Genomic DNA, 24,015 nt, shown 5'->3' with positions numbered 1-24,015 from the left:
CATGCCGCTCAGCAATCCTGGCAGCGTTCCGGCAGCCGCTCAGATGTATCAGCCGATTCCAGGCAGTCCTCTATCAGCAACCAGCACACAGGCAGCGATCGACCAACTCGCCGCCCTGCTGGTGGGCTTGCAGCAGAATGCGGGCGCTTCGGCAAACCATACACAGCAAGAGATTGCCCAAATGGCAGCCTTCGTCTCCGGCATGGAAACGGGTATGAGTACATCGATCGCCAACATGCAACAGGCGATCGCCCAACTGACTGCCCTGCTTGCCACCATCCAAAACAGCTTTAAATGGACTGACTACAGCCCAACGCTGCTTGGAGCGTCCAGCAATCCAACCGTGACCTACGCTAACCGGGTGGGTCGATATGCCGAGTTGGGCAAAATTGTGCTGTTCTATTGCAGTTTCAAGACCACCCAGATTAGCAAGACCGGGCTGACCGACACGCTCAGAATTAGCCTGCCGAAACAGGCGATCGCCCTCCTGGGTGACGTGGAGCTGACGGGCACGACGGTGCAGGGGTCACTGGGATTGGCAGGGAACACGGGGTTTGTTCGGGGTGGGACGGGTTATCTAGAGGTGGGTTCCAAGGTTGCAGGCAGTGTTACGGGATTGGTCACCTATGGCCTGACCAGTCTCGGCCTGCTGAATAGTCAGATTACATTTATGGCGGCAGGAGCCTACGAATCCGCATGATCTTGACCCCTGGCGATAAGGCGCTCTGGTTTCCAGAGGTGAAGCTGTCTGGCTCGGCATTGAGAGCGGCGATCGCTCGCTCTCAAATGACGGCTGAATCCAGCAAAGGTGCAAACCGTCCGCTGGAACTACAGGGCCATGTTGAAGTCAAACAGCTCCACATAACAGCACAGAGTTGTTACCTGTCTCGAATTCCGATCGCAGAACTGCCGGAACCCAAGATTGAAGCCAGATGCGGTGGGCACAAGGATGGGTTTGGGCGGCTCTATCCCATCTCGGCTTGGCAAGTGGTACCGGTGGACGGCTATGACCTGGACTACGGAACAGGGCGGCTGCAATTGGCTGGAGGACTGGCGATCGCCACTGAGATTCGCGCCACGTATACGGCGGGATTCGATTTTGCTGAGGATACGCCACAGACGCGAAATATTAAGGCAGCGGTGGCTGCAATTCTGGTCTATCAAACATTGGAGGCGTGATGGTGGGATACGGCGACATCCAGATTGCGCTCAAGCGTGCCAGGGAAAGGGCGGCGGCATCCACGGCGGATGACCTGTATCTCACTGAACTATTGGAGATGTCGTCTGGCATTCGGCTGGCTGACAACGGGATAGAGTATCGCCCCTTCTACGTCGCAGCACGATTTTTGCAGCAGTCGCGCCGCGATCAGACCATCAAAGAGGCCGATGATGTGAAGTTCACCGGGCAGGTTGTGCCGATCGCCTCCCTACTGGAGTTGCAGCGATCGCTCGACAATGCGTTGATTGTGCCAGAGGGGTTTGAGGCGATCGAGGATGAAATAGGGCAAATCGATCCGGCATCAGCCAAAGCAGGATATGATGCCGCGCTACTGTCACTCAAAAAATGGGTATCCAAATAGAAGCTAGATATTAAGGGGAGCGCCTTTTTGCCAAAGGCGCTTTTTTATTGGCAACTCAGTCCGGAATTCCGGACTGAGTGGTTGGGAACTCTGAGGCGATCCGTTAGAGGAATCGCATGAGCGGCGTATTTGCAGGGTTTGAGAATGCTCAGATTGTCTTCGAGACGCTGGGTGAAGATAGCGAGGCTGACGAATTTGGCAACTCTGCGCCTGTCTGCAACCAGCGGAGCGTTTCTGCCAAGCTGAAGCTGGCTAGCGAATCGACGCAGCGGCTATTGCAGCACGATCCACAAGTGGAGCGAGACGCGATCGCCCTGGAAGGGCATTGCATTACGCCAATGATTTTGCCTTTGAATATCACTGAAGAGACCGAAGCAACGCTGACATTCAACCGCAGGTCAGGAAGATTTCGCCTAGTGCTAATCAACCCACCCTATGGCAGAGAAGGGATTGGGGCGATCGTTGAGCAGGCGACAGGCACCAAGATTGTCGGTTGGTTTATTCCGGAGTAGCCATGGAACTGAACTGGAATCCGCCTGATATCACCGATCGCAAAGCAACCTTTATTTGGGGAGCTGAACACGCAGAGCAAACTCACAACGGCGAGCCAAGCCTGACAGGGTTCAAAGACCGCGATCGCCCGTGGACTGAAGTGGTGATTGCAGAGACCAACCTAGAAGAGTTGTTTGCTGAGAAATACGACGGCGATATCAATACTGCCTTTGAAGCGACGGCTGAAGAGTTGGGCGATCGCTTTAAAGAGACCATTGAACACCACCAATGGGATATCAAGAGCACGGGCAAGAAGCGGCATAAGGACGCGCCCAACTGGGAGACCATTGACGACTCTGGCGAGCTGAAGAGATCTCAATCGTTGGAGTTTGAATAATGGACGAACGAGAGCAACTGCGCCTGGAACTTGAGGCTCTAGAAGCCAAGCTAAAAACGATTCTGGTCGATGAGTTGGGCGATTTCAACAACGGCAATCCTGCCATTTGGCGCGGCACGGTTGTGCCTGCGGTATTGGAAACAAAGGGGCTGCGCTGCACGATTCAGCCAGTGCCCCACGGGAATGTAACTCCTATGTCGAGCGGGCAGAGGTTTGCTGATTATTCCTGGGTAGTGGAGCTGGTTAATTTCAGCAGTGATGCAGCGCTGGCGATCGCCAAACGCAAGGTTGAAGCGGCGTTTCCAATGAAGCGACAACCGAACTATCAACCGCCAACCAGTTTAAAGCTGGAACAATGCAAGTTTTGGATTTATGCGCCTAAGGTGCTCAATCCATTGGAGTGAAAGTGCTTTGCGGGATAACAGTAAGACTCTGGTTGCCAGGGTCTTATTTTTTTGTTCATTTCCGCAACCGTTGCGGATTTGGATAGGCGATCGCCCAATCTAGCCCTACACCCCAGCCCAAATAGGCGTGGGAACCCCAATGCAGCCATGCAAGAGGGATATCCCATATGCCTATTAATTACGCTTCAGCCGTCGTGATCACCGAGGGCACAAAGCTTCTTGTCGGGAAGTTGGCTACTAACAGCCGCGTTCCCGCTCAATATACCCTGACCACCACTACGCTTGCGAATAGCGGCGCGGTGGCTCTTTCTGTAACCGCATCAGGCGGTAACCTGCAAGCCAACGATGATCTGTACATCGCGGCGGGTAGCTCGCTGACGTTCGGTGCGGTGTCTGTCATCGTGCGGGATGATGCGATCGTGGATCAAACCACTCCTACCACTCTCAATCTGCTTGCTCCTACAAGCGCCAACATTGCCAGCGGCGCAACCACAAGCACTCGCGCCCTGCTACCGTTGCTCGGTCTTACTGAAGCGTCTCCTAGCGCTGAAACGACCACCGTGGACGTAACAAACTTCCTGTCTGGTTTCGGTCAAGAGTCTGTGGTGACGGGCATTAACCGGAACTTCCAGTGCTCTGGCAACCGGATTCAGGGCGATCGCGCAATGGATAAAATCGTTGCTCCACTCATCCTGGATGACAGCCAGGCGCGGAACGAAATCTACTTTGAACTGCTTTTACCTTCTGGCGAAAAGTTTGAGGGTGCTGGCAAGGTGATGAACCTCAACTTCTCCGCTGCCCTGCGCGACATCGTGAAATATACCTTCCAGTTGCAAGGTCAAGGCTTGAGCTACGTTTATACGCCTGCTGTTTCGTACCTCAGCGCAAAGAACGCTTAATTCTCTCAGTTTCATTACTGTCAACGCTTTTAGGCTCTATTTCTAATAGGAATAGAGCCTAGCTTTGAAGTTTTCAGCTATTAGGTTGACCCATGACGAAGACCACACAAACCGAGCATTTTCAGCCCGATTTCATGCGCTACGAAGGTGAATTTCCAGTTTTATCTGGAGTTCGGGTGGCGATCGCCCCCAATACTCCGGTCAAAGTCTTGAAAACTAGCGCAGAATGCCTGGTTCAAACATTGGATGAACCCGCGCTCTATGGCTATGTGCCGAGCGATCGCCTGACTGATGATGAACCGCCTGCGCCAGGTCAGAACCCTACTGGCACAGCAGTACAAGACCCTTGGGTTGCAGAAGAGCCAACAGTAGCACCAGCTCGCCGAGGCAGAGGTAGACGTGAGCAACCCGCTGACGCATAAACTGCTGCGATCGGCAGACTGGAAGGTTCTTCTGGTCAACGTCACGATTGGCGATGGCAGGCTGACCTGTGGACTGGCTCAGTTCTCCAGAGGATTAGACGAAACCGTGATCCTTCAGCCTGTGGGCGGCAACTCGGATGAACAATATGAGATCTGGGTGCCAGACCGCGCCAGACAAACGTTGACCTTTGTGGTGATGACGGATGTGAGCGATCGCCTGGAATTCAAGCTGGCATAGCCCGTGGGAAATCTCGACCAGCGTTGAGACATTAGTCGAGAATTTCCATGAAAAAAGCTTTACCGTTTTTGGTTGCTCCTAAGACTGAAATCCGGGCGATCGGTACTCCCGAAGTTGGCATTGTTCATCTACTAAAGCGTGGTGGCATCTCACCCTGCGAGAACCCAGTTGATTTGCAAGAAGCGGGTAATCGGCAGGCGAAGGTGCAACTGATTCTCCAGCAAGCGATTAAGCGACTGGCACAGGAAGAAGGCATTAGCAAATCTGAGGCTCGTAAGCGCCTGTTTGCCATGCCAACCAAAGACGCGGCTGACGGCAGCGCGACCGATGAAGAGATGCCCTCGCTTTACGACCATCTCAGCGCCGATGAGGCGGCTGACCTGTTGAACCTGAGAGAAGATACAGCCTCAACGGCAATCAAAGCCGCCTCTTTATTCATTCGTCATCGGGTGGCTTACCCGGTGCAATTAGTTGTTCCGGCTAAAGCAACCTCTACCTCATTGACCGTAGAGCCGCTGAGTTTTGCGATCGCCGACGGTCAAAAAATCAAGTTCGGCTACCTCAAGGTTGAGGTTGATGGAGCGCATGAAGTTGGCGCAGAAGTTGTCACGATCAAGTCGTTGGCTCAGAACCTGGCAGATGAAGCGATCGGCTATCTCTGTGAGTTTGAGACGGGCAAGCTCATGATTGGCGATGCTGACTGGACTGAAGACCACACCCGTGAGTGTCTAACCGAAGAATTAATCATCCGCATTTACAACTTCTACCAGGCCGAGATGACCGGACTGGCAGAGCAAGAGGAAGCAAAGCCTGCTGAAGATGCGGAGGGAAAGAACCTAGCCTCCGACTCCTCAAGCGCCTTGCCAGCCGCAGCCCAATAGATTGGGGCGAGATTTTCTGGCAACTCCAGTATTGCGGCTGCCGAGATGAACGATTCAATTACGAGAATTTCGGCAGTCAGCCTGACTGGCTGATATTTCAAGCGCTTGAGTTTTACACCCGTCGCCAGCGACAGGAGGCCAATGCTCAATCTTCCATTCATGCGATCGGCTGGAGCGGTTTGTTCAATGGTTTCGGCGGCAAGGACAGCAAGAAGCTGGAGCCGTGGGAGCTGCTGCCCTTCCCGTCTGAAGCAAAAGTGCATCAACGGCGGTTGAGCGATCGCACCGCACAAGTGTTGGCGGAAGCCATTCTCGCCAGCAAACTACCGCCCAATGTAGTCGCAGTGATTGGGCAATTCGAAGAGGTCGTGGAACTGGTGGAGGCAGAAGACGATGAGTGAGGGGACAACGCTTGGTAGTCTGATTCTCGAACTCGGACTTGATGCTTCCGGCTATAACGCTGGCCTGGAAGAAGCGCATCGGGTTGCGATCGAAATTGGCAAAGAGATTGAAGCCAGCTTTCGGCATACCAATCGCAACCTGACCGTGTTAACCCCAAAGGTTAACGACAATGCGTTAACCAAGCTGAACCAGCACCTTGACTTAAAGGTGCGGCACGCTAAAACAGTTCAGAAATTCTTCAAAGCTAATCCGCTTAAGGTTTACGTCAACTTTGCCGAGCTAGATTTACTGGAGCGGCGGCTGGATGATACCAAAAAGCAGATCAGAGAACTTTCTACTTATCTCAAAAGCAATCCGCTCAAGGTTGAGGTTGACCTTGAGCCGCTAGACCAGCTAGATCAGCGGCTTGCCGACACGAAGAGACGTGTTTCGGAGGTCTCCACCTATCTAGAAAATCATCCAATCAAGCCACGGGTAGACACCAGCGACATCGACGCAGCAGAGGCGCGACTCGTTGGGCTACAGGAACAAACAAACCGCACCTACAAATCGTCACAGCAGGTTGGCAGGTATCAATCCAACCCGGCAGCTCCAGCAGGCGCAGCAGGCGGCAGCGCTAAGCAAAAAGTCCAGGTTGTTGTTGAGCAACAGAAAGAAGGAGTAGTCGGGAAGGCGGCTGACATTATTGTTGGGCGCGTGTTAGAGCGGACACTCATCCCCGTTGTTGACCTGGCATTGGAGGAAGGATTCACCAGAGTTTTAGGATTGACCTCCAGCATCCTTAAAAAGCAGTTTGGGGGTATCCAGTTTCTCGGCATTGGGCATGTCTTAGCCAAAGAGGTAGACCGACTTCAAAAGACTGTCCAAAAGCTGTATGCGCCAGAACGTGGCGTTACTGGGCGAGTTGAGAAGTTTGAGCGCCAGGTCAAGCGTGACGTTGTGGGCAAGGTGGAGAAGGCGGCAACGTTGCCAGCTAAAGTCCTGACCAAACCGATTCGCGGCGTTCTGGAGGGTTTCTATCAAGGCATTGGCTCGGCATATGGCGAACGCTTTGCAACAGGAGCGATCGAAAAACTAGAGGAACGAACCGGGCGATCGGTTGTTGATGCAGGGCGCAAGGCCGGGGGATTTGGCGCGGGTGTGTCTGGCGTGGACACGCTCAATGCCCTGGTGACGCGGATCGATAAGTTGGGAGATATCAAGGAGGCGTTTGCGCCAGTCCTCCAGAAATATGGAGTTACGCTGCCTGGAGATGCTCAGGGTGGGCCACTGGACATGGCCGCTGCGGCATCGCAGCGAACGGGCAGCATTCTCAATCAATCCCTGGATGAGTCGGTTATTCAGCAGGATTTGGAATCTGCCAAGAAGAGCTTTCTCGATTTAGCTAAGGCGATCGCTACCTCCGACAACGAAGCATCTAAGGCAAAGGCATTAAAGGATTTGTCGCGATCGCTTCAGTCAATGGCGGCCTATCCCAGAGAAGCCGTTATCTCACGATATAAACAGTCTGCGAAGAACTCGGCCAAGGACATGGCGAGCCGGATGCAGAGTCCAATGACTCCAATTGAAGCGCTTGATCCAGACACCAAACGAGTGGTGTTTGTCTCGGCGGGCTTCTCTGCAACAGGTGGCCAGCGAAGCCACAAGATGGCCGAAACGCTGAAGCCCCACATTGCTGATGGGGCGAAGGTTATCCCGTTTGAGAACCGCGAATTTGAAGTAGAAACAGACGCGGCCAAGAACGTACCCGGCTGGATTCGCGATGTCCTCGATCAAGTCTCTGGCACGGTCGATCGCGGCTATAACCCGGCTGCGGTACGAATGGCCGCAGAAGCGTATCAATACAAGCAGGCCAATCCTGACATCGGCGTTGACCTGATTGGGCATTCTGCCGGGGGGCTAATCGCCAGAGAAGCGCAGGCCATTCTTAAGGAGTTGGGCGTTGATGCCAGTGTGTTGAGCATGGGCACGCCCAATGTTGGCGCGTTTCAGGGCGTGCAGGATAATGCGATCGCCCTCATGGGAGCCGGTGATGCGCTGCGCTATGCCGGTGATTCGTCATCGCCGATTGTGGATGGCGTTGGAGGGCACGAACTGCCGCTCTACGCCGACGATCCAAAGGTTCAGGGACTGCTGAAGCAGTTCACGGCGGGTGGAATCACACCTGAGCTGCTCAAGGAAGTTCAGGCATTAACTCACGACGCACCTGAGGCCGCATCGGCATTGGAAAAGCTGACCAAGCGGGTGCAGGACTTAAATCAGAATGCCAGCCAGAAAGTGCAGCAGGCAGCGCAGACGGTGCGATCGAAGATGCCCAATGCATCCGCTGCCCAGCCTACGCCTGCACCGACCACTCAGCCTACACCTGCACCAATCACTCAACCCGTTGAGTCACCCCAACCAGAACCCATCGACCTGGAAGGACTCAAACAAGACCTGGGGGCGCTGAGCAAGATTGACTTGAAGCGAATCGCTGAAAGCATGAGCCTGAAGGGTACCAGCAAGCTCAATAAGAGTCAGCTATCGGACAAAATCGTTGCCGCTGATGCGGAGGCGGCTAAGCGGATGACGATGGAGCGCAAGCTGCTCAATGACTTCATCCAAACTGAAAAGCAGATCGGTAGCCAGCTTCAGGAGGCGGAGAAGCTATCGGGCGATGCTCGCACTAATGCCTTGGAAGCGGTGCGGCAGGCCACCGTTGAACATATTTCAATGATGGATGCCCTTCAGGGTCAAATCCAAACGCCCAATTTCCGGTCTGAATATGGCCTGGTCAAAGGACGTGCTCAACATCGGCTCAACACTTCGGCGGGGATTACTCCAGAGCAAATTGAGAATGAACGCGATCGCCTGTCCTCCAATGAAACCCAACCAAGCGAAACGCGATCGGACGCTGATATCGGTTTGGCCAGAGTTCGCATCACTCCAGATGCTCAACTAACTCGCTCTTTCCAGGAAGCGAGAAAGCGGATCACTCAGGCGATGCAAGTTAACCGCATCTGGCAACGTCAAACGGCGAAATCGTTTGACAAAACCTACGCCGAGTTTGCACGGGAGATCGCCAGCCTCAGCAAGGTCGAGATGAAGTCGTCCGACTTGCCAAAACTGGTAGTCGATGACCAGAAGCTGAAACAGATGGGAGTGAAGGCTCTCTATGACTTCCAGCGCAATCAAATCATTGTCTCTAAAGAAATTGAGAAAATTCTCAGCGAGAATCCTCGTCGGCTGGCTCAATATTCTGATGAATTAAAGGATTTAACGCATGAATTAAGACATGCGGCTCAACTGGGATATGGGCAGAAGTCAATTTCCAAAATTGCAGCCGGAGAACAAGAGTTTGGGCTTGAATTAGTTGGCGAATCGGATGCGAGCGAGTCAGCAAATAGCCTTGCTAATTATTCATTGCAGGCTGTCCAGGAACAAGCCTACAAGCGCAGTGGCTATGTTTTTTCGCCAGAAGAATCAGCCACGATTAAAGCGGCTGAAACAGATGCCTACAGCTTCGAAGAACAAACGCCTGACATCATCAATTCGGTTGCTAGCAACTTAAGAACTCAGGCAAAAGATGATTTTGACTATATCTCAGACATTGCAGCAGAAGCGACTGATGCAATGGTGCAGAGTTTCACTCAATCTCACCCAGTTATTGCTGGCATCTTCGGCAAGATTGCCAAGGATGGCAAGACGATGGGAGTCTCCCTTTTAGGCGCGTTTGCCGCCTTTAAGGTATTACAGACGCTAACTGGCCTGTTCATGAAGTTCGCGCCTGCATCGCTGGCAGTCGCCACTTCAATGGAGCAGGTCGGCAACAATTTCAACTTTGCCTATGGCTCAATGGCAAAGGGCCAGTCGGCGATGCGCGAGGTGCGAGCGCAGGCAAAGGCGTTGGGAACCGACGTGAGAGCTGCATTGGAAGGGAACGCGCAGTTAGCAATGGCGGCACGGGGCACCCGACTGGAGGGGTCGATCACCAAAAAGATGGGCGAATCTATGGAGGAGGCGGTATCCATCTCCGGTTTGACCAATGAACAGCAGGGACGCGCCTATACAGCGATCGCCCAGATGATTGGAAAGGGCAAGATCGGTGCGGAGGAGATGCGGGGGCAACTCTCGGAGGTAGGTGGTATCTTCAGTTCCAGCTATCAGATTTTGGCACGGGCGGCTGGCACCAGCACGCAAGAACTAGAAGGAATGATGCAGCGTGGAGAGCTGCTCAGCGAAGAATACATACCTAAGTTTTTCGCCCAAATGTCAGCAGAATCGGCCACTGGGTTGCCGGATGCGGCTAGCTCATCTCAAGCATCAATCAATCGCTTTAACAGTAGCCTTCTGGAACTGCAAGAGAATTTGGGCAAGCCGTTGCTACCCGCTCGCAATACCGGGCTAGATGCGTTGTCTAAAGGTATGGAAGTAGCTCAGAAATCAGCGAGCTTCCTGCTGACTGGCTTAGTGCTTTTGGTATCCAAAGGCGTTCTCGTATTGCTTGAATCAACGCTCGGCTTGCTGGCTAAACTGGGACTCGCTGGGCCTGTGATGAAGTTTTTTGCGGGTGCGATTCGTGGCGCAATTCCGGCGATCGCCCAATTGGCTGCAACAACTTTTGTTTTCAGCACGTTAATCGACATTGCCTTCGCCTTTGGCAAAGCCTTCACTGACGCTGGGGGCGAGATTCGAAAGTTTACCGAGCAGTCTGGCAAGAACATTGACAACTATCGGATGAAGCTGGAGAGCCTTCAGGATGTGAGTGTACCGACACCTGGCAAAGGGCAGCGTTTACCCGGTGCAGGTTATAGCGTTGACAACGGCATCGGCGACACCGGAGAGGTGTTGCTGCCTGGATGGTTGGGCAAGATCGAGCGCTTTATCCAGGAAGACAAGCTAGGGCAGATGACTGGCTTCTCATTGCCAATGAGAAGCTACGGGCAACTCCGGGCTGAGCAACAGTCTTTGGCGGCTGACGATCTGATTAGCCAGGGCTGGAAGATTGAGGATGATGTCCGTGGACTGTTTGAGCAGCAGGCTAGAGGGAAGGGGCCACTGGCCGACGTTGTTCGTATTGAAGGAGATTTGGAAGGAGTTCAGGCCGAGCGTAGAGCGCTGCTGCCGGGTGATGTTGAGGGCAGACGGGCACTGGATAACAGAGAGCAGGAACTGCTTCAACAACTGGAGAAGCCAAGAGAAGTCGTTGCTGAAATCCAATCTTCTCAAGTCAAGCAGATTGAATTTTATGAAGCGGCAATTGTCAAGGCACAGGAGGCTGGCGATCAGTCAACGGTTGACCGTCTAAACGCTGCAATGGAGCGTGCCATCAAGCGCCAAGACCAACTGAATGCAATTTTGGGCAAGACGGCTGATGTATTGGGGCGCTTAACTCGCGGGTTCGCAGATGTCCAGGGGCAGCTCGAACGAACCAACATGGAGTTGGATCGCAGCGCTGCTACTGCCCGGAAGTCGATCGCCTCGACTCAAATTGCCGGGGTACGACCAGGCGAGCTGGAGTTTGCGCGATCGCAAATTGAACAGGATGATATGAAGTCTCGCATGTCTGCCAATCAGCAGGCAGCAGACCAAATGGAAAACCTGCTTAACACTCCTGATGTGCTGGAAGCATTGGACTCGGTTGGAATTAAATCGGTTGATGAAATCAATCCAACCAGTTTGCAGGCCAGGATTGCCGTCATGGGCGATTCTCCCCAGAAAGATTTGCTGAATCAGGCGGCTGATCAGAAAAAGCAGCTCGATCAACTGCGAACCGAAAGCGTCAGCATCGATGCCCAAATTGAGGAGTCCAAGGCTCAGGCCATTCAACGGTTGCGCGATACGGCGACTCAGGTTTATGACTTTTTCCGGGGGATTGAGCAATCAGCTAAGGAGGTGCAGCTCAACGCTCAGCAGACGGCACTTCAGGCCAAGACGACCCAGGCACAAGGCCGACTGAAATCAGCGCTCGTTGGGTTCCAGGAATCGTTTATTGGAGATTTTGTTGAGTCGCTTATCGGACTGGTGGATGCGCTGAGCAAGCCGATGAATGATGCGATCGCCGCTCAACAGCAAATCCTGGGGGCACAGAATCAATACTTCAGCCAGCTCCAGCAGGCATTTCAACTGCAACAACAACTGCCGTCTGTGGGGCAGGTGGTAGGCCAATATGCGCCAGTGCCAGGGATGATGCCACAAGAGCAGGAGAATCTCGGCGGAACAGACAACCTGCCAGACTTGAATGGGCAAATTGCGCCGATCGCCCTCCCAACTGGAGAGGCCGCACCGCAGATGGGCATGGTGCCTGCTGCAACAGCACAACCGGGCATTACACCGGATGGGCGGCAGTTTGGCATGAATCTTCAGGGATTGCAGCAAGCTAACCCGCTTCAAGCCGCGACGTTTGGGCAACAAGGGGTGAATAGCGCGGTGGCGATCGCCGGACAGAACTACCAAACTCAGGTCAACTCCATCAACCAACAGCTCGCCGCATCGCAGCAGTTTGCCAAGATTGAGGCACAGTTGCAGATGTCTCAGGCCAGCTACGGACTGTGGCGCGCCAATCGCCAGATGGATGATTCGGCTCGCGGCCAAACCCGGACGGTTGAAGATTTGATGGCTCGCGGCCAGGTTGAAACGCCAGAACTTCAGCTTCAGAATACGTTGCGCGGCATGGGGCGCGAGTTTGAAGACGGCCTGCGCGGCATGGACGACTTTAAGCGAGGGTTGCAACAGACCGTTGACCAGGCTGAACTGTTGCAGACCACCATTCAGCAGGGCATTTCACAGGGCATTTTGCCGCAGGAGATGGGGCAATTCTTGCCGCAATTGGATGAAACGATCCGCACCTCTAGCGATCGCCTCGCAGTGTTGCAGTCCAACATGCAGCAATATCGCGATGCCTACGACCAGGCGGTGCAGTTCCAGCTTGAGGAAGCCAAGCGGCTGGAGGAAGAGCGTGGATTCCAGGCACAGCAGCGTGCGGTTGGTCTGGATGTCCAACTTTATGGGGCGCAGGCACAAGCGGCTCGCAACCGGGGAGATGGCGCGATCGCCCGTGGCTTAGACTTTCGCGCTAAAACCCTGGAAACCCAGTCCCAGTTCGACGGGCAACTGCGTGAGCTGAGTGAGTTGAAGCGCACCGGGCAACTGACGGCTGACGAGTTTGAGCGGATGAAGGTCACGCTTGAACAGCTCAACCAGGTGTCATTGGGCAATCTGCGTGACGAGTTTGAGCAAGCTGAAGCAAATCGGCTGTTCCAGGTTGGGCAGCGAGAGAGCGGCATTGGTGTCGAGTTGCTACGAGCGCAGGCTGAACGCGAAAAGCTGATGGGCGGTGGCGATTCGTGGCGATCGATGGAACTGGAGATGCAGGCTCGCGAGCAGGAGATGCGCTCCGGGTTTGAAGCGCGCATTCACGAGATGCAGGAGTTGCAGCGCCAGGGCGAACTAACCCGCGCCGAGTTTGGCCGCATGGCAGAGCAGTTGCAGGAACTAAATCAAACGTCACTGCAAAATCTACGGATGGAGATGGATCAGGCGTTTTTGAAGAGTGGCGGGATGATCCTCAGTCGCGAAGAAAGCTCCAAACTGCAAGACGCTAATCGAATGCTGAACCAGGCGAGAGAGCAGGGTGGGACGGCTTCGGCGGCTTCGATCGTCGCCTCTCAAAATGAGAACAATCCTTACTTTGAGGAAATCCTCAGTCGTGGCAATCAAGGCTACATCCTGAAACTGGCTGAGTTGATGGATGAGGGCGGTTTCAAAGGCAAGTTGCAGGCCGACTCGCTGGCACGGGCCTTCGATGCGGGGCAGATTAATCAATCAGAACTGTCGGAGAAGCTCGATCGCCTGATTGAGGCCACGGAACGCGCCAACGGCAGGCCGAACCTGACGATTAACAATGTGGACGATTTGGGCTTGGCAGGTCGAATCTACAGCGACATCAGCCGATCTAACGCGCTGGATTCAGGCATCTAGCCAAATCCGCAACGGTTGCGGATTTGGTTCCTGGCATGGGTGGGAATTCCAGGGTCAGCGCAAGTCACCAAAATGAGCCTAATCCTGCAAATCGCCAATCTGTCTGTCAGCCTCGATGTCTTTGCCAGCAAAGAATATCCACGAATTCGGGCGGACATTGGCAAGGTCAGCTACACCGCTGCGGGTACACCCGTTGGCAGCGGCACGTTCTACGAACCCAAGCATCTTTGGGATATCAACGTGCTGCTTGAAGACAGGGAACTGCATCTACTCAAGCTGATTTATGCCGAGCATGATTTTCGGCGGCGATCGCTCCAGGATGCCAACGTCACCATCATTGATACGACTCAATATTACGAAGAACGACTACCCAGAACGAGGGCGATCGCCCCTGGCACCGAACAGCTAGACCTGCCAGAACCCAATCCAACTCACTGTCTTTATTACGCTCAGTTCAAGGCGTGGTTCAGTCAAGAGCCACGATTTGACCATCAGCGCGCTTATTGGGGGGCACGATTCACCCTGGTTGAAACCGACAAGGTGGCGGCAGTATGACGGTGAATCTCAGCGCGAGGGGTTACCGAATCTGGGTTTGCAAACCCGGTGAGGACGAATCGACAGGGCTAGAAGTCACTCAAGCCTGTAGTGGTGCGTCTGAAGGATTCTTTCTGGCAACGGATGAACAAATCAGTGAAACTGGCATCCTCCGCACCACAGGTAAGCTCAGCCTGCAAATCCCGATCGCCTGGACTGGCGAGAGTTTTTCATCCTGGGAGAACCCGGAACGATGGGCGATCGGCAACCATGTCATTGTCAAAGTTGCCGATCAGAGCAAGTCCCTACGCCTCCATCCTAGAAGCCATTTATTCATTCTGAAAGACCCGATTCCGCCGTATCCAGGCAACCCGCAGATCGAGCTTAGTTTGGGTGATGCGTTGGTGCTGCTGGATTTCAGGCAACCCGATGACGATAAGAGCGGGATTGAATTTGGCACCAACACTCCCCGAACTGACATCATTGCAACGCTTCTGGAGACGGTTGGACTGGAGTTCAACGGCTCGGTGGAGCAATACCCGCTCAACTACCCCATACCTAAGACTCAAGCCAGTTACATTAAACAGGCAGGAGCCGTGGCGATCGGCGGGTTGCGTGGGTTGTGGGTTGATAAGCAAGGCGTAGTACGGGCGCAAACCATTAACCTCAAACCTGCGAAACGGCTGTTTAAGCAAACCATCGGCGTGAATGACGCGGATGGATTCACACCGGCCCAGGGTGGCGAACGGCCAGCGCCGCTGGTTAAAGTCAGCGGCACAGGATACGTGGTCAGCGCTACCAATGACCAGGGGCGCACGGTCAGCGAAGAATATCTGCCCAGGGAATCGATCGTTGAGGGGGCGGGAGCCGCGAAAACGCTGGCCGTTCGCACCATTGAAACCTGGGGTTGGAGTGCCAATCTGCGCGTCCGCCAAATTAGCGAAGAGAAGGCGCGAGGACTGCTGATTGACAACGGGTTTTATGAGCAGTTGGGCTTTAAGCCAGACGGCAGTCCTTATGCTCTGCGACCCAGTAAGACCAGCATTGAAACCAGTGTCTATGAACAGAGTGAGGAAGGGCGGCTCAACAAAGTCATTGAAAAGTCCAGGGAGCCACGCGGCGTTGTCCTGCGCGACTACTATCTGAGCAATCCGCCTGACAACAATCCTGGATTTTTATCAATGATGAATGCTAGTGAGGCCACAACTAGCTATCAATACAAATCGGGCACACAGACGAAATCCATTGCTAAAACCAGATTGGAGCCGCTAGGGAAGATTGCAGGCAAGGCGAACAACTGGAGCGAATCGTTAGGCAGTCCCGATCCGCTATTTACTGCTGAAACATCCCGGCAGGAATGGACAGAGGTGAATAAGGGCGAGTGGGAGGAAAAGGAGAAATTACAGCAGGCCGCACGGGTTTCGACTGGCTCTATTGCGGCGTTTTTGTCCCTGGCAACGGTGCGCGATCGCACCACCACATCGCGATCCGGCGAGTCACAGCCACCGGCTGCGAATACCCGCAAGCCAAAACAGAACCGGGAAGAAAAGCAGTATGAGGGCGAGGCCAAGTTCAAACCGTTGACTGGCGCAGATTTTAGCCCTAGAGAACGGACGTACCAGTTTGATTATTTAACCAGCGAAGAGCAGGCCGATAAACTCGCTGAGGTGTTCGGGCAGCTTTTAAAGTGTCGTCACCAGGGATTCAGGGTGATGAGCGATTTCAACGATAGTTGGTTCAGTTATCACCCCATGAGCCGCCTGGACGTTGAGTTCAACGGCGCAATCTATTTAGGGCTGACTGATTCTGTGACATGGACATTGGCCAACGACCAAACCTTCATCGTGGCAGACTGCATGAGGGTGGGCAGGACTGCTGGCGCAAGCGACTCTTACCCGGCAGAGCCGAACCCCGATCCAGCCGCCACGACAGAGCAACCCATCATCCCGCTGCAACGGCTAATCCTGAAGGCTACAGGGGCGATCGCCCTGAGTGGGAGTGCCACACATTACCCGATCGCCAAAGGGATTGCCCTGCCGCCTATTTCAGCGCTTGGCGGGTTTGGCTTTGGGGGCAAGGCACTACGCTTAAGAGCGGCGTTTGGTGGATTTGGTATCGGTGGCAGAAGCCGCCGCAGCTATGGGGCAAAAGGAGCGATCGGGTTTGGGGGCAGGGCAACGATCGATCAGCCAGTCGTCAGCGGGTTAGCGTCTGGATTGGTTGGAGCGTGGACGTTTGACACGAATTTCAACGATGCCATTGGCAACAGCCACTTCACCAATATTGGCGGACAGGCGATCGCCCCCGGTTGGATTGGCAATGCGGCTGTGTTCAATGGGGCGGGATACCTGACTCAGCCGAGCAATTCAGCAGTGAGTATTGGCGATCGCGACTGTACGATCGCTCTCATTTATTCGCATCGCGGTGGCGCTAGGCCGCTGCTGCATAAAGGAACTGACGCGCTGGAGGTTGAATATTACCTCTACACCACGTCTGGCAATGCGTTTAGATTCGCTCGCGGTGGCAATATTCTCAACGGCACACCTTTAATCTCAGGACAAACGTATCTGATCATTTGCTGGCATAGCTTTGCGGACGATCAGATGGGCTTTGAAATTCGAAACATGAATGACGGCACAACCTCTACAGACCAGCGAGATCAGCTTGATCCGTATGCGGCGTATGGGCTTGACTCTCCCATGCAAGTCGGCAAAAACCACACCACCCTGATGCTGCAAAATACGTCGTACATTGATGCCTTGCACCTCTGGCACCGTGTGCTGACTTCGGCAGAACGAGACGAACTCTACAACGGTGGCATCGGCAACGAATACCCCTTCTAGCGGCGTGGGAACTACAGCACAGCCGCTTTTGGGATAGTCGAAATGTCAGATTGGACAGCATTTAACTCATTTCTAGATCGGGTTGGAAACGTTATGTTTCGTGGAGCTGCCGCACCCAATCCGGCACTGTTCTCTCTGTTGCTGTGCAATCCGGTTGCTCCATTGACTCGTCAATCCTCGGCATACGACGTAATTGCTTCTGAAGTGGCGCAGACCACTGGCTATGTGCCCCAACCGTATCTGGCTGACGTGGGTACCTATGACTCGGTTCAAAAGCGGTTTGAACTGCCGAGCGAGATGTTAACGTTTAGCGCAGCCGGTGGCACGATTCAATTTGTTCAGGCTGTGCTGTGGCAGGGTCGCAGTGGAGCGGCAAACAAGCCGATCGCCGCAGTTGACCTGGTCAACAGCCAGTTGCAGGTTGCCGCACACGGTGGCACAGATGGCGATCGCGTCATCGTCACCAGCAGCGACACCGTTCCAGGCGGCATTGCCGCACAAATTTATTATTTGAAGTCGGTTTCAGCCAATTTGATTGAGCTATATCAAGACCAGGCGTTGCTGACTAAGGTGAATCTCACCAACGCTGGGGCTGGCGATCATACGTTGCGATTCGCCAACGGATACCCGGTCTGGGTGGCAACTTACGACCTGATCACTATTTCTGACGGCAATACCGAAACGATCGCCGTTGAAATCAACGTTTTGAATTCTGGCAACGCCAATGGAGTCTAGAGCCAGGGCGATCGCTCTGTTTGGGGCTGATTCTGCCAGGGCGAACCATCTGAATCGGGCAACTGAGGCGCAGCTTGCCCTGGAAGAAATGAGCGGTGCTGCCACCCTGGAGGGCATTGATGCTGATTGGGGGGTGGCGATCGTTCGTGGTGCTGGGGGTGAAGCGATCGCCGCCGGCGAACTGATTACCACTGGGGGCATTGCCGCAGGGCAAGCAATAGACGGCGCTGGGAGTGTAGTTGATGCCATGCCGAGGCCGAGGCGAAAGCAAGAGGATATCCCGCCGCTGCCGCCACCTGTTGGTAAGTTTCTTTGGATCTACACCATTGACAACCAAACTTATTTGGGCGGCAAAACGGCGCGACTGGCGCTTGAAGACTCCCCATTGATTCCTATTCAAATCCACCAAATCAATGGAGTGCGGTTTATTGCAAACTTGGCCTCTATCCAAAAGCCAACCACGATTACTGTTCTGAACCAGGCCGGAATCAGCGAAATTGAAAGTAGCAGAACCTATGGACCAATCCCAGTCGGCTATGGCCTCCTGGTTGGTGTCGCCATCCCACAAGTGCAGCTAACTGAAAGCAACCAGATTGAATTAGTTCAACCCAGTCAGCTATCGGCAAGCGGGGATTTTAGATTTAGCCCAGACGGCAGTGGGTCTATTGAGTGGGATTATTCCGGAACGATTGAAGGCATTTCCATTGACACTAACGATGAGGCGATCGCCTTTGAGGGCGGCACATTCAGCGTGTTTCAAGGGTTCTATCCCACATATATTGAGGATGGAACCGTTGTCGCTTCGGAATTCGATTACAACATTAGTATCGAGGGCAGGCAGTTCATTCTCAAATCTGTTAACATTCCGTTCTCGATGCGCCAATCGATTAGCTCTAGTAGTGTGCAGGGTGGCAGTAGCAGCTACAGCTATAACGTCGATTTTGACTGGCACCAAACATTATTAATTGATCAATCTCAGTCCAGAGCGTTAGTTTATCGGGCGATCGGAGGTCAATCGGGATTAGAAAGTCCGAATAGGTTTGCGACGTATGGGGAGGGTTTGGTTAACGGGGTTTGGCTATATGAGAATGATGAATTTATAGCCTGCAACAATATTCCGTTTTTTCATGCCCTTATTGACGCAGAGGCGGTTTCGCCGCCAGTTGCAAATGAAATCCATACCTATACAAAAGGCACAGGGTTGGCTGCGCTGGAGGCTGACACAGGTTCAGGCGAACATCCGCTGTGGGATAAGTTGATTGGCTTACAAGTAATTGTTTCAGTCTTAGAAGAAGGTCAGGCGGAGGGTGGAACCAGGGCAATTAAAGGCTTTGGAACCATTGTTGATGCGGCTTACGACCTTATTATTGAGCCTCTACTTCCCGAGAGTCGGATATACACTTCCATCACCGTCGAGTTCGATCGAGTTGTGCGGGTTCCCTGGGACTACTGGGCAACTGAAAACGGCACGATCGTAAGCAACACGGGCAGCATCCACGACTTGCTGCAACAGTTGAACCGTAATTCGATGGGCTACTATCCGGCGAGCATCTATCGACCTGACGGGCGCACAGGTGAAGGGATGGCTGGCCTACCAATTGTAGGACTGAAAGTAATTGACCTTCCACAGCGCTCAACCTGGATTGGAAACAGGGTTTATATCGCTACCCCTATCCCAAACCAGCCTGAGTTAGCAGCTACTGACTATGCCGGGGCTTGGACGATGAGCCTGGATGAGGATGGAGTCTACCAATTTAGACGGGCAGACCAGCCAGAGAGCAGCATGAGAACGCCTCTTACCCTGGTCGGGGAAAGCTTCGATCAATACGGCGAACTTGGCAACTACTACCCGATATGAACCCGATATGAACCGAGCCAAACAGATAGCCATCCTGGCGGCAAATCAGCAGCAAAGCCAATATATGAGGCGATCGAATCTGCAAGAGCAGCGGCGCGATCGCCAAACCCAGTTCAATGCCATCTACCAGGGCTATGAAGCCTCGACCGGGTTGCATCGCTCGAAGGGTGCGGACGGTTCGTTTATGTATTGCGAGAGCATCACCAGCGGTGGGGTTGCCAGCGGCAAGGCGGTGACTGTGCATCGGCCTGCCAGCAACCCTTACGGCTACATGAAGGGGATGCCGCGCTAGTGGGAACAACAGAGCGTCCACCTATCCTTGGGCGTTGTGATTCCAGTCAAGCTCAACTTATTAATTAAGCAAGGCGCAGACTATGCTCTGAGCATCAAAGTGCTGCAAGGAGAGCCGATCAAAGTGTCGGCGGATGTGCAACCCGGTGCGCCTGCAATCCCAATTCAACCGCTGCGATCGCCACTTGTTGCGGGAACCAACATTGATTTTGACGGCATTGATTATGAACTGAGTGAGGACGTTGGGTTGGGGGCGATCGCCCTACCCGTCGTCGCTATTCCATTGCCGTTGGAGCGCAACGCGAAAGGACAGGTTGTTGCTGATCTGGCTGGTTGCACGGCTCGTTCCCAGATTCGTAAGCAAAGCGGAGAGTTGATCGCCATTTTCACTCCGGCGATCGACCCAGATGGATTTATCTTGCTGTCGCTCACCAACATTCAGACCAGCGCTCTGCCAGCAAACCTGGTTGCAGGCGCATCAATCAATGAAAGCGAGTTGCAACTGCGCGAACCGCAGCCGTGCGACTACCTCTGGGATGTTGAGCTGATTTATCCCGATAGCCGAATTGAATGCCCACTGGAAGGGGCGGTTTTGGTGGCGCGGGAGGTGACGGTATGAGTGGCATTGAGCAATCAACCACGGTTGTGGTGCGTCCGGCTGCGGTACGGATTGCGGCCAGGGTCAGCGTTGGCTTGCCGGGACGGGGCACAACAAACAGCCGAGCGCTGGAAACCGAGCCGATTATCGCCGCAGTGGCGTTGAGTGCGCTGCGAATGGTGGCGATCGACTCTAACGGCAACTTAATTTACGCCGACAGCAGCAATCTGGCGCAGATGTTTAGCGTCGTGGGTCTGGTGCGATCGGCGGTTGAGGCTGGAGCTGCGGTGCCAGTTTTGGTGGAGGGGCTGTTCAGCGATGCGGCCTGGAACTGGATTCCAGGACTACCCATTTTTCTAGGAATCAACGGCACATTGACCCAGACTCCACCAACATCAGGCTTCTTGCTGATGGTGGGGATGGTGATTTCGCCCACTCAAATTTTTATTCAACAACAGGAGCCGACGCAGTTATGGAATTCTTGACTGTCATTGACGGGATACGAACCCTGATCAACGCGATTACTGCGTCTGGTGGGGCAGCAGATGCCAACAAAATTGTGGCAACCGGAACAGATGGGCGGTTGGATCAATCGCTGATGCCGATTGGGGTTGCGGCTGACACCGACACAATTCTGGCCTCGGAAGCGCTATCAGCCGGAGATTTTGTCAACATCTGGCTCGATTCAGGGACTCGCAAGGTTCGCAAGGCCGATGCTTCAAACAACCGGGCGGCGAACGGGTTTGTGCTGTCTGCCGTCTCCAATGGGCAGAACGCTACGGTTTTTTGCCAGGGGCGGAATACCGCCGTTTCTGGGATGCCGCCTGGGGGCGTGGTTTGGCTTTCTGCAACAACGCCAGGGGCGGCAAGCATTACTCCCCCCGCTACTACGCCGGGATACATCGTGCAGCAATTGGGGTTTGCGCCCTCTGCTACTGCGATTTTGTTTGAATACGACGGATATATTTTGATCGCATCATGACACGCTATCTGACGCTGATAGACGGTGTGCGGCAATGGATGAGCACGGCAGTTAGCTCTATGGGCGCTGCTGATGCTAACAAGATTCCGTCTCTAGGCAGCAATGGCAAGCTGTCTGAGACGTTGCTGGACGATCGGCTAGCCAATATTATCAACGGTTTTGCGGCAGCAACGGTTGGGCAGGTGCTGGCAAAAGGTGCTGGCAATAACCTGGTTTATGCTACGCCGTCCGGTGGTTCTGGTGGTAGCGGCGGAGTGCTGTTGCAGCACAAGGTCGTAGAGGTTACAAACCTGATGACTTTCTCATCCTCGGCCACAGCACAAATTCCCTGGGACGACACGATTCCGCAAATTACAGAAGGGTCGGCAATTCCAGGCTTGAGTATCCAGGTCACTCCATTGTCTGAGTCCAGCAAGCTGCGGGTTCATGCCGTTGTGTATTGGGGTAGCGGATCAACCGAATCCTCCGACAATTCGCAGCATCAATTTGCGATGTTTCGAGATAACAACGCCAACGCGATCGCCAGTGCCGGGGGCGAGCAGGGAACGCTTTATCGGCTCGCCCCAGCGCTTCTAGGGGCATCGGTACCGTCTAACTCGCTAACCGCCACAACCTTTCACGTTAGAACAGGTGTTCCGGTAGGCTTTGCGCCATACATCGTGATTAACGGCTACTGGGGGGGCAACGATCGCCGCAGGCATGGTGGTGTGATCAAAACGTTCATTGAAGTGATGGAACTCGCATGAACACGAACTGGTTACTTTTGCCTCAAGCCATCATTAAGCGTTACGGCTTTGTCGCTAATTGCGAGATTGACCCAGACGGCAGATCCGGCAGGCTTTTTGACTGGAGCCACCCCACTCTGCCAGAACCTACCCAGGCCGAACTGGAGCAGCTTCTACTGGACTATGAAGGCACTGCGATCGATCGCCTCAAGGCCGACCGCAAGCGCGAAGTTGACCAGCTCCGCGAGCAATACGAATTTTCCACATTTGAGTGGAACGGTGAGGTCTGGCAGAGCGATCGCGATTCCACAACCCGCATATCAGGGGCCGTGCTAGTGGCACAAATGGGCTACTGGCAGGGCACCTGGAAAACAGCGGATAACCAGGAAATCGAACTGGATTCATCTCAGATCGTTGCGTTGGGGCTAACGCTGTTCGCGCATGTCTCGAAAGTCCATACAGACTGCCAGAACCATAAAAAGGCGATCGATTCCCTGGAAAGCATTGAAGCCGTCGCCGCTTACGACCTCTCCGCTGGATGGGGGTAGGAACCATACGGCAGCGTTGAGACTGCCCTATGACTTTTGAGCTGACTGAAGAAGATTTCTCCCTGCTGCGGCGATCGCGCCAGTTGCGGCTCCACACCGAGTTGCAGCTACATCCATCCACCTTTCTGTATCTAGACTCGGCCTACCAGATGCACATCTGCTGTATTGAGTCGAGCCAGGCTTGCAACCTGTTGCAGCGCAAATCTGAAGTGAGAGACCTGGTTTGGTTGATCACCGGCTGTGAGCAGGTGACTTTATGGCTAAACCAAGAGCGTGTATGGGCAGAAGCCACACGCGAGATACTACCCCGCTTATCCTCAGAAGAACTAGAATCGATCGCAACCGCCATTATTGAGGATATCGGCATGGGGACGGCAATTCTGGAGAAACCAGCGGCTCAAACTGCTTCAACACAGGTGCTAGCAATCAACGAAAACTTTGTCCCGATTGACCAGTTGGCAGAGCAAATCTCCAGCATCACCGGGCAGCCAACCGCGATTATCATCAAACAAATTCTGGCTGCAAAGCCTGAGATGGATTTTGATGGCACAACGTACACGGTTGCCCCAAACGCAGGCGACACGGTGATCGACTATTGGGCAGCCGAGCTGAAGGCGAAGATTCGATCGCTGCCAGCGCCCGTGGTACCCGTGACCGAGGCCAAGCAAAATGGTGCGGCGACAGGAATCACAATCAATGAGCCAGACGCTGTAGAGGTAGAGGAGGAGTCAAAATCCTCCGCACTGAAGTTGCCGAGCGGGTTTGGCAAATCGGTGAGCAATCGCTATCAGCCCACTCTGAGCAAGCTGTTGCCCAAGGATGAGGAGCAGCAGTCGTTTTATATAGTGCAAATCACCAGCGAAACGGATGCTGGCAAAGATTTCTTGAGCCGCATCGCTAAAGCGATCGCCAAGAAATATAACAACAAGCCTGACGAGAAAAGAGCCTATGAAGGACTCCTAAAAGTAGCAAAAACGATGCGGCAAGCAACAGCCGCATAAGCCCAACTCAAGACTCAAGCTCCCGCCCTCGCTCACACGCGAGGGTTTTTTAGTATCTGCCAGCCGGCCTCCCGGCCAATCCGGCCACAGCGCTGAAGCTGGAACCCGTAGCGATCGCCCTCCTTTGGCGCGACTCCCAAGACTGCCTGGAGTTGGGACGTTGCCACAACCCAACCTCGCTCGGCAATTTCTTCAAGCTGGCGCTGTGGCAGTAGCGGGTCGGGTG

General features: G+C 54.0%; 23 protein-coding genes and 1 pseudogene. 23 read left to right on the top strand and 1 reads right to left on the bottom strand.

Going from position 1 to position 24,015, the window contains the following annotated elements:
• Nucleotide 1 precedes the first annotated feature (1 nt).
• From IQ268_RS08530 to IQ268_RS08420, 23 genes are all read left to right on the top strand, one after another.
• Nucleotides 2-700 (top strand): hypothetical protein, encoded by a 699-nt coding sequence (locus IQ268_RS08530; protein ID WP_193877478.1) that lies wholly within the window; start codon nucleotides 2-4, stop codon nucleotides 698-700.
• Nucleotides 697-1,179 (top strand): hypothetical protein, encoded by a 483-nt coding sequence (locus IQ268_RS08525; RefSeq protein ID WP_193877476.1) that lies wholly within the window; start codon nucleotides 697-699, stop codon nucleotides 1,177-1,179. Before IQ268_RS08530 ends, IQ268_RS08525 begins: the two co-directional genes overlap by 4 nt.
• Nucleotides 1,179-1,580, top strand: coding sequence for a hypothetical protein (locus tag IQ268_RS08520; protein ID WP_193877474.1), 402 nt, complete (start codon nucleotides 1,179-1,181; stop codon nucleotides 1,578-1,580). The genes IQ268_RS08525 and IQ268_RS08520 overlap by 1 nt, the downstream gene beginning before the upstream one ends.
• 116 nt (nucleotides 1,581-1,696) lie before the next feature.
• Nucleotides 1,697-2,092: a hypothetical protein gene (locus IQ268_RS08515; protein WP_193877472.1), complete on the top strand. Its 396-nt coding sequence runs from the start codon at nucleotides 1,697-1,699 to the stop codon at nucleotides 2,090-2,092.
• 2 nt (nucleotides 2,093-2,094) lie between these two features.
• A complete protein-coding gene (locus IQ268_RS08510) occupies nucleotides 2,095-2,469 on the top strand; it encodes a hypothetical protein (protein WP_193877470.1) in 375 nt (124 codons plus the stop codon).
• Complete coding sequence (locus tag IQ268_RS08505) at nucleotides 2,469-2,873, top strand: hypothetical protein (RefSeq protein WP_193877468.1); 405 nt, start codon at nucleotides 2,469-2,471, stop codon at nucleotides 2,871-2,873. The genes IQ268_RS08510 and IQ268_RS08505 overlap by 1 nt, the downstream gene beginning before the upstream one ends.
• 167 nt (nucleotides 2,874-3,040) lie before the next feature.
• Nucleotides 3,041-3,772: a phage tail tube protein gene (locus IQ268_RS08500; RefSeq protein WP_193877466.1), complete on the top strand. Its 732-nt coding sequence runs from the start codon at nucleotides 3,041-3,043 to the stop codon at nucleotides 3,770-3,772.
• Nucleotides 3,773-3,864: 92 nt separating this feature from the next.
• A complete protein-coding gene (locus tag IQ268_RS08495; RefSeq protein WP_193877465.1) occupies nucleotides 3,865-4,194 on the top strand; it encodes a hypothetical protein in 330 nt (109 codons plus the stop codon).
• Nucleotides 4,172-4,432, top strand: a complete 261-nt coding sequence (locus tag IQ268_RS08490) for a hypothetical protein (RefSeq protein WP_193877463.1) — start codon at nucleotides 4,172-4,174, stop codon at nucleotides 4,430-4,432. The genes IQ268_RS08495 and IQ268_RS08490 overlap by 23 nt, the downstream gene beginning before the upstream one ends.
• 47 nt (nucleotides 4,433-4,479) lie before the next feature.
• Nucleotides 4,480-5,313 (top strand): hypothetical protein, encoded by an 834-nt coding sequence (locus IQ268_RS08485; protein WP_193877461.1) that lies wholly within the window; start codon nucleotides 4,480-4,482, stop codon nucleotides 5,311-5,313.
• Between the two features lie 179 nt (nucleotides 5,314-5,492).
• Nucleotides 5,493-5,714: a hypothetical protein gene (locus IQ268_RS08480; protein ID WP_193877459.1), complete on the top strand. Its 222-nt coding sequence runs from the start codon at nucleotides 5,493-5,495 to the stop codon at nucleotides 5,712-5,714.
• Complete coding sequence (locus IQ268_RS08475) at nucleotides 5,707-13,674, top strand: tape measure protein (protein WP_193877457.1); 7,968 nt, start codon at nucleotides 5,707-5,709, stop codon at nucleotides 13,672-13,674. The genes IQ268_RS08480 and IQ268_RS08475 overlap by 8 nt, the downstream gene beginning before the upstream one ends.
• Before the next feature lie 72 nt (nucleotides 13,675-13,746).
• Nucleotides 13,747-14,229 (top strand): hypothetical protein, encoded by a 483-nt coding sequence (locus IQ268_RS08470; RefSeq protein WP_193877455.1) that lies wholly within the window; start codon nucleotides 13,747-13,749, stop codon nucleotides 14,227-14,229.
• Complete coding sequence (locus IQ268_RS08465) at nucleotides 14,226-17,051, top strand: hypothetical protein (RefSeq protein WP_193877453.1); 2,826 nt, start codon at nucleotides 14,226-14,228, stop codon at nucleotides 17,049-17,051. Before IQ268_RS08470 ends, IQ268_RS08465 begins: the two co-directional genes overlap by 4 nt.
• 93 nt (nucleotides 17,052-17,144) lie before the next feature.
• A complete protein-coding gene (locus IQ268_RS08460; RefSeq protein WP_228035208.1) occupies nucleotides 17,145-17,786 on the top strand; it encodes a hypothetical protein in 642 nt (213 codons plus the stop codon).
• Complete coding sequence (locus IQ268_RS08455) at nucleotides 17,776-19,644, top strand: hypothetical protein (RefSeq protein WP_193877449.1); 1,869 nt, start codon at nucleotides 17,776-17,778, stop codon at nucleotides 19,642-19,644. The genes IQ268_RS08460 and IQ268_RS08455 overlap by 11 nt, the downstream gene beginning before the upstream one ends.
• Nucleotides 19,622-19,936 carry a hypothetical protein gene (locus tag IQ268_RS08450; protein WP_193877447.1) on the top strand — a complete coding sequence of 105 codons (315 nt, stop codon included), beginning with the start codon at nucleotides 19,622-19,624 and terminating at the stop codon, nucleotides 19,934-19,936. The genes IQ268_RS08455 and IQ268_RS08450 overlap by 23 nt, the downstream gene beginning before the upstream one ends.
• A gap of 36 nt (nucleotides 19,937-19,972) precedes the next feature.
• Nucleotides 19,973-20,554 carry a hypothetical protein gene (locus IQ268_RS08445; RefSeq protein WP_193877445.1) on the top strand — a complete coding sequence of 194 codons (582 nt, stop codon included), beginning with the start codon at nucleotides 19,973-19,975 and terminating at the stop codon, nucleotides 20,552-20,554.
• Nucleotides 20,551-21,018 (top strand): hypothetical protein, encoded by a 468-nt coding sequence (locus IQ268_RS08440; protein ID WP_193877443.1) that lies wholly within the window; start codon nucleotides 20,551-20,553, stop codon nucleotides 21,016-21,018. The genes IQ268_RS08445 and IQ268_RS08440 overlap by 4 nt, the downstream gene beginning before the upstream one ends.
• On the top strand, nucleotides 21,006-21,515 hold the full coding sequence (locus tag IQ268_RS08435; protein ID WP_193877441.1) for a hypothetical protein: 510 nt from the start codon (nucleotides 21,006-21,008) through the stop codon (nucleotides 21,513-21,515). The genes IQ268_RS08440 and IQ268_RS08435 overlap by 13 nt, the downstream gene beginning before the upstream one ends.
• Entirely contained in the window at nucleotides 21,512-22,261 is a 750-nt protein-coding gene (locus tag IQ268_RS08430) for a hypothetical protein (RefSeq protein WP_193877439.1), read from the top strand. The genes IQ268_RS08435 and IQ268_RS08430 overlap by 4 nt, the downstream gene beginning before the upstream one ends.
• Nucleotides 22,258-22,788 carry a DUF4376 domain-containing protein gene (locus IQ268_RS08425; RefSeq protein WP_193877437.1) on the top strand — a complete coding sequence of 177 codons (531 nt, stop codon included), beginning with the start codon at nucleotides 22,258-22,260 and terminating at the stop codon, nucleotides 22,786-22,788. Before IQ268_RS08430 ends, IQ268_RS08425 begins: the two co-directional genes overlap by 4 nt.
• A 29-nt stretch (nucleotides 22,789-22,817) precedes the next feature.
• Nucleotides 22,818-23,789, top strand: coding sequence for a hypothetical protein (locus tag IQ268_RS08420; RefSeq protein WP_193877435.1), 972 nt, complete (start codon nucleotides 22,818-22,820; stop codon nucleotides 23,787-23,789).
• Nucleotides 23,790-23,821: 32 nt separating this feature from the next.
• Here IQ268_RS08420 and IQ268_RS08415 read toward each other — a convergent pair.
• Nucleotides 23,822-24,015 (bottom strand): annotated as a pseudogene (locus tag IQ268_RS08415) (hypothetical protein); the annotation flags it as partial.

It is taken from the genome of Oculatella sp. LEGE 06141 (assembly GCF_015207605.1).
Taxonomy (GTDB): domain Bacteria; phylum Cyanobacteriota; class Cyanobacteriia; order Elainellales; family Elainellaceae; genus Oculatella.
The sequence above is the reverse complement of the archived record's forward strand: the minus strand, read 5'-3'. Positions and strand labels throughout refer to the sequence as shown.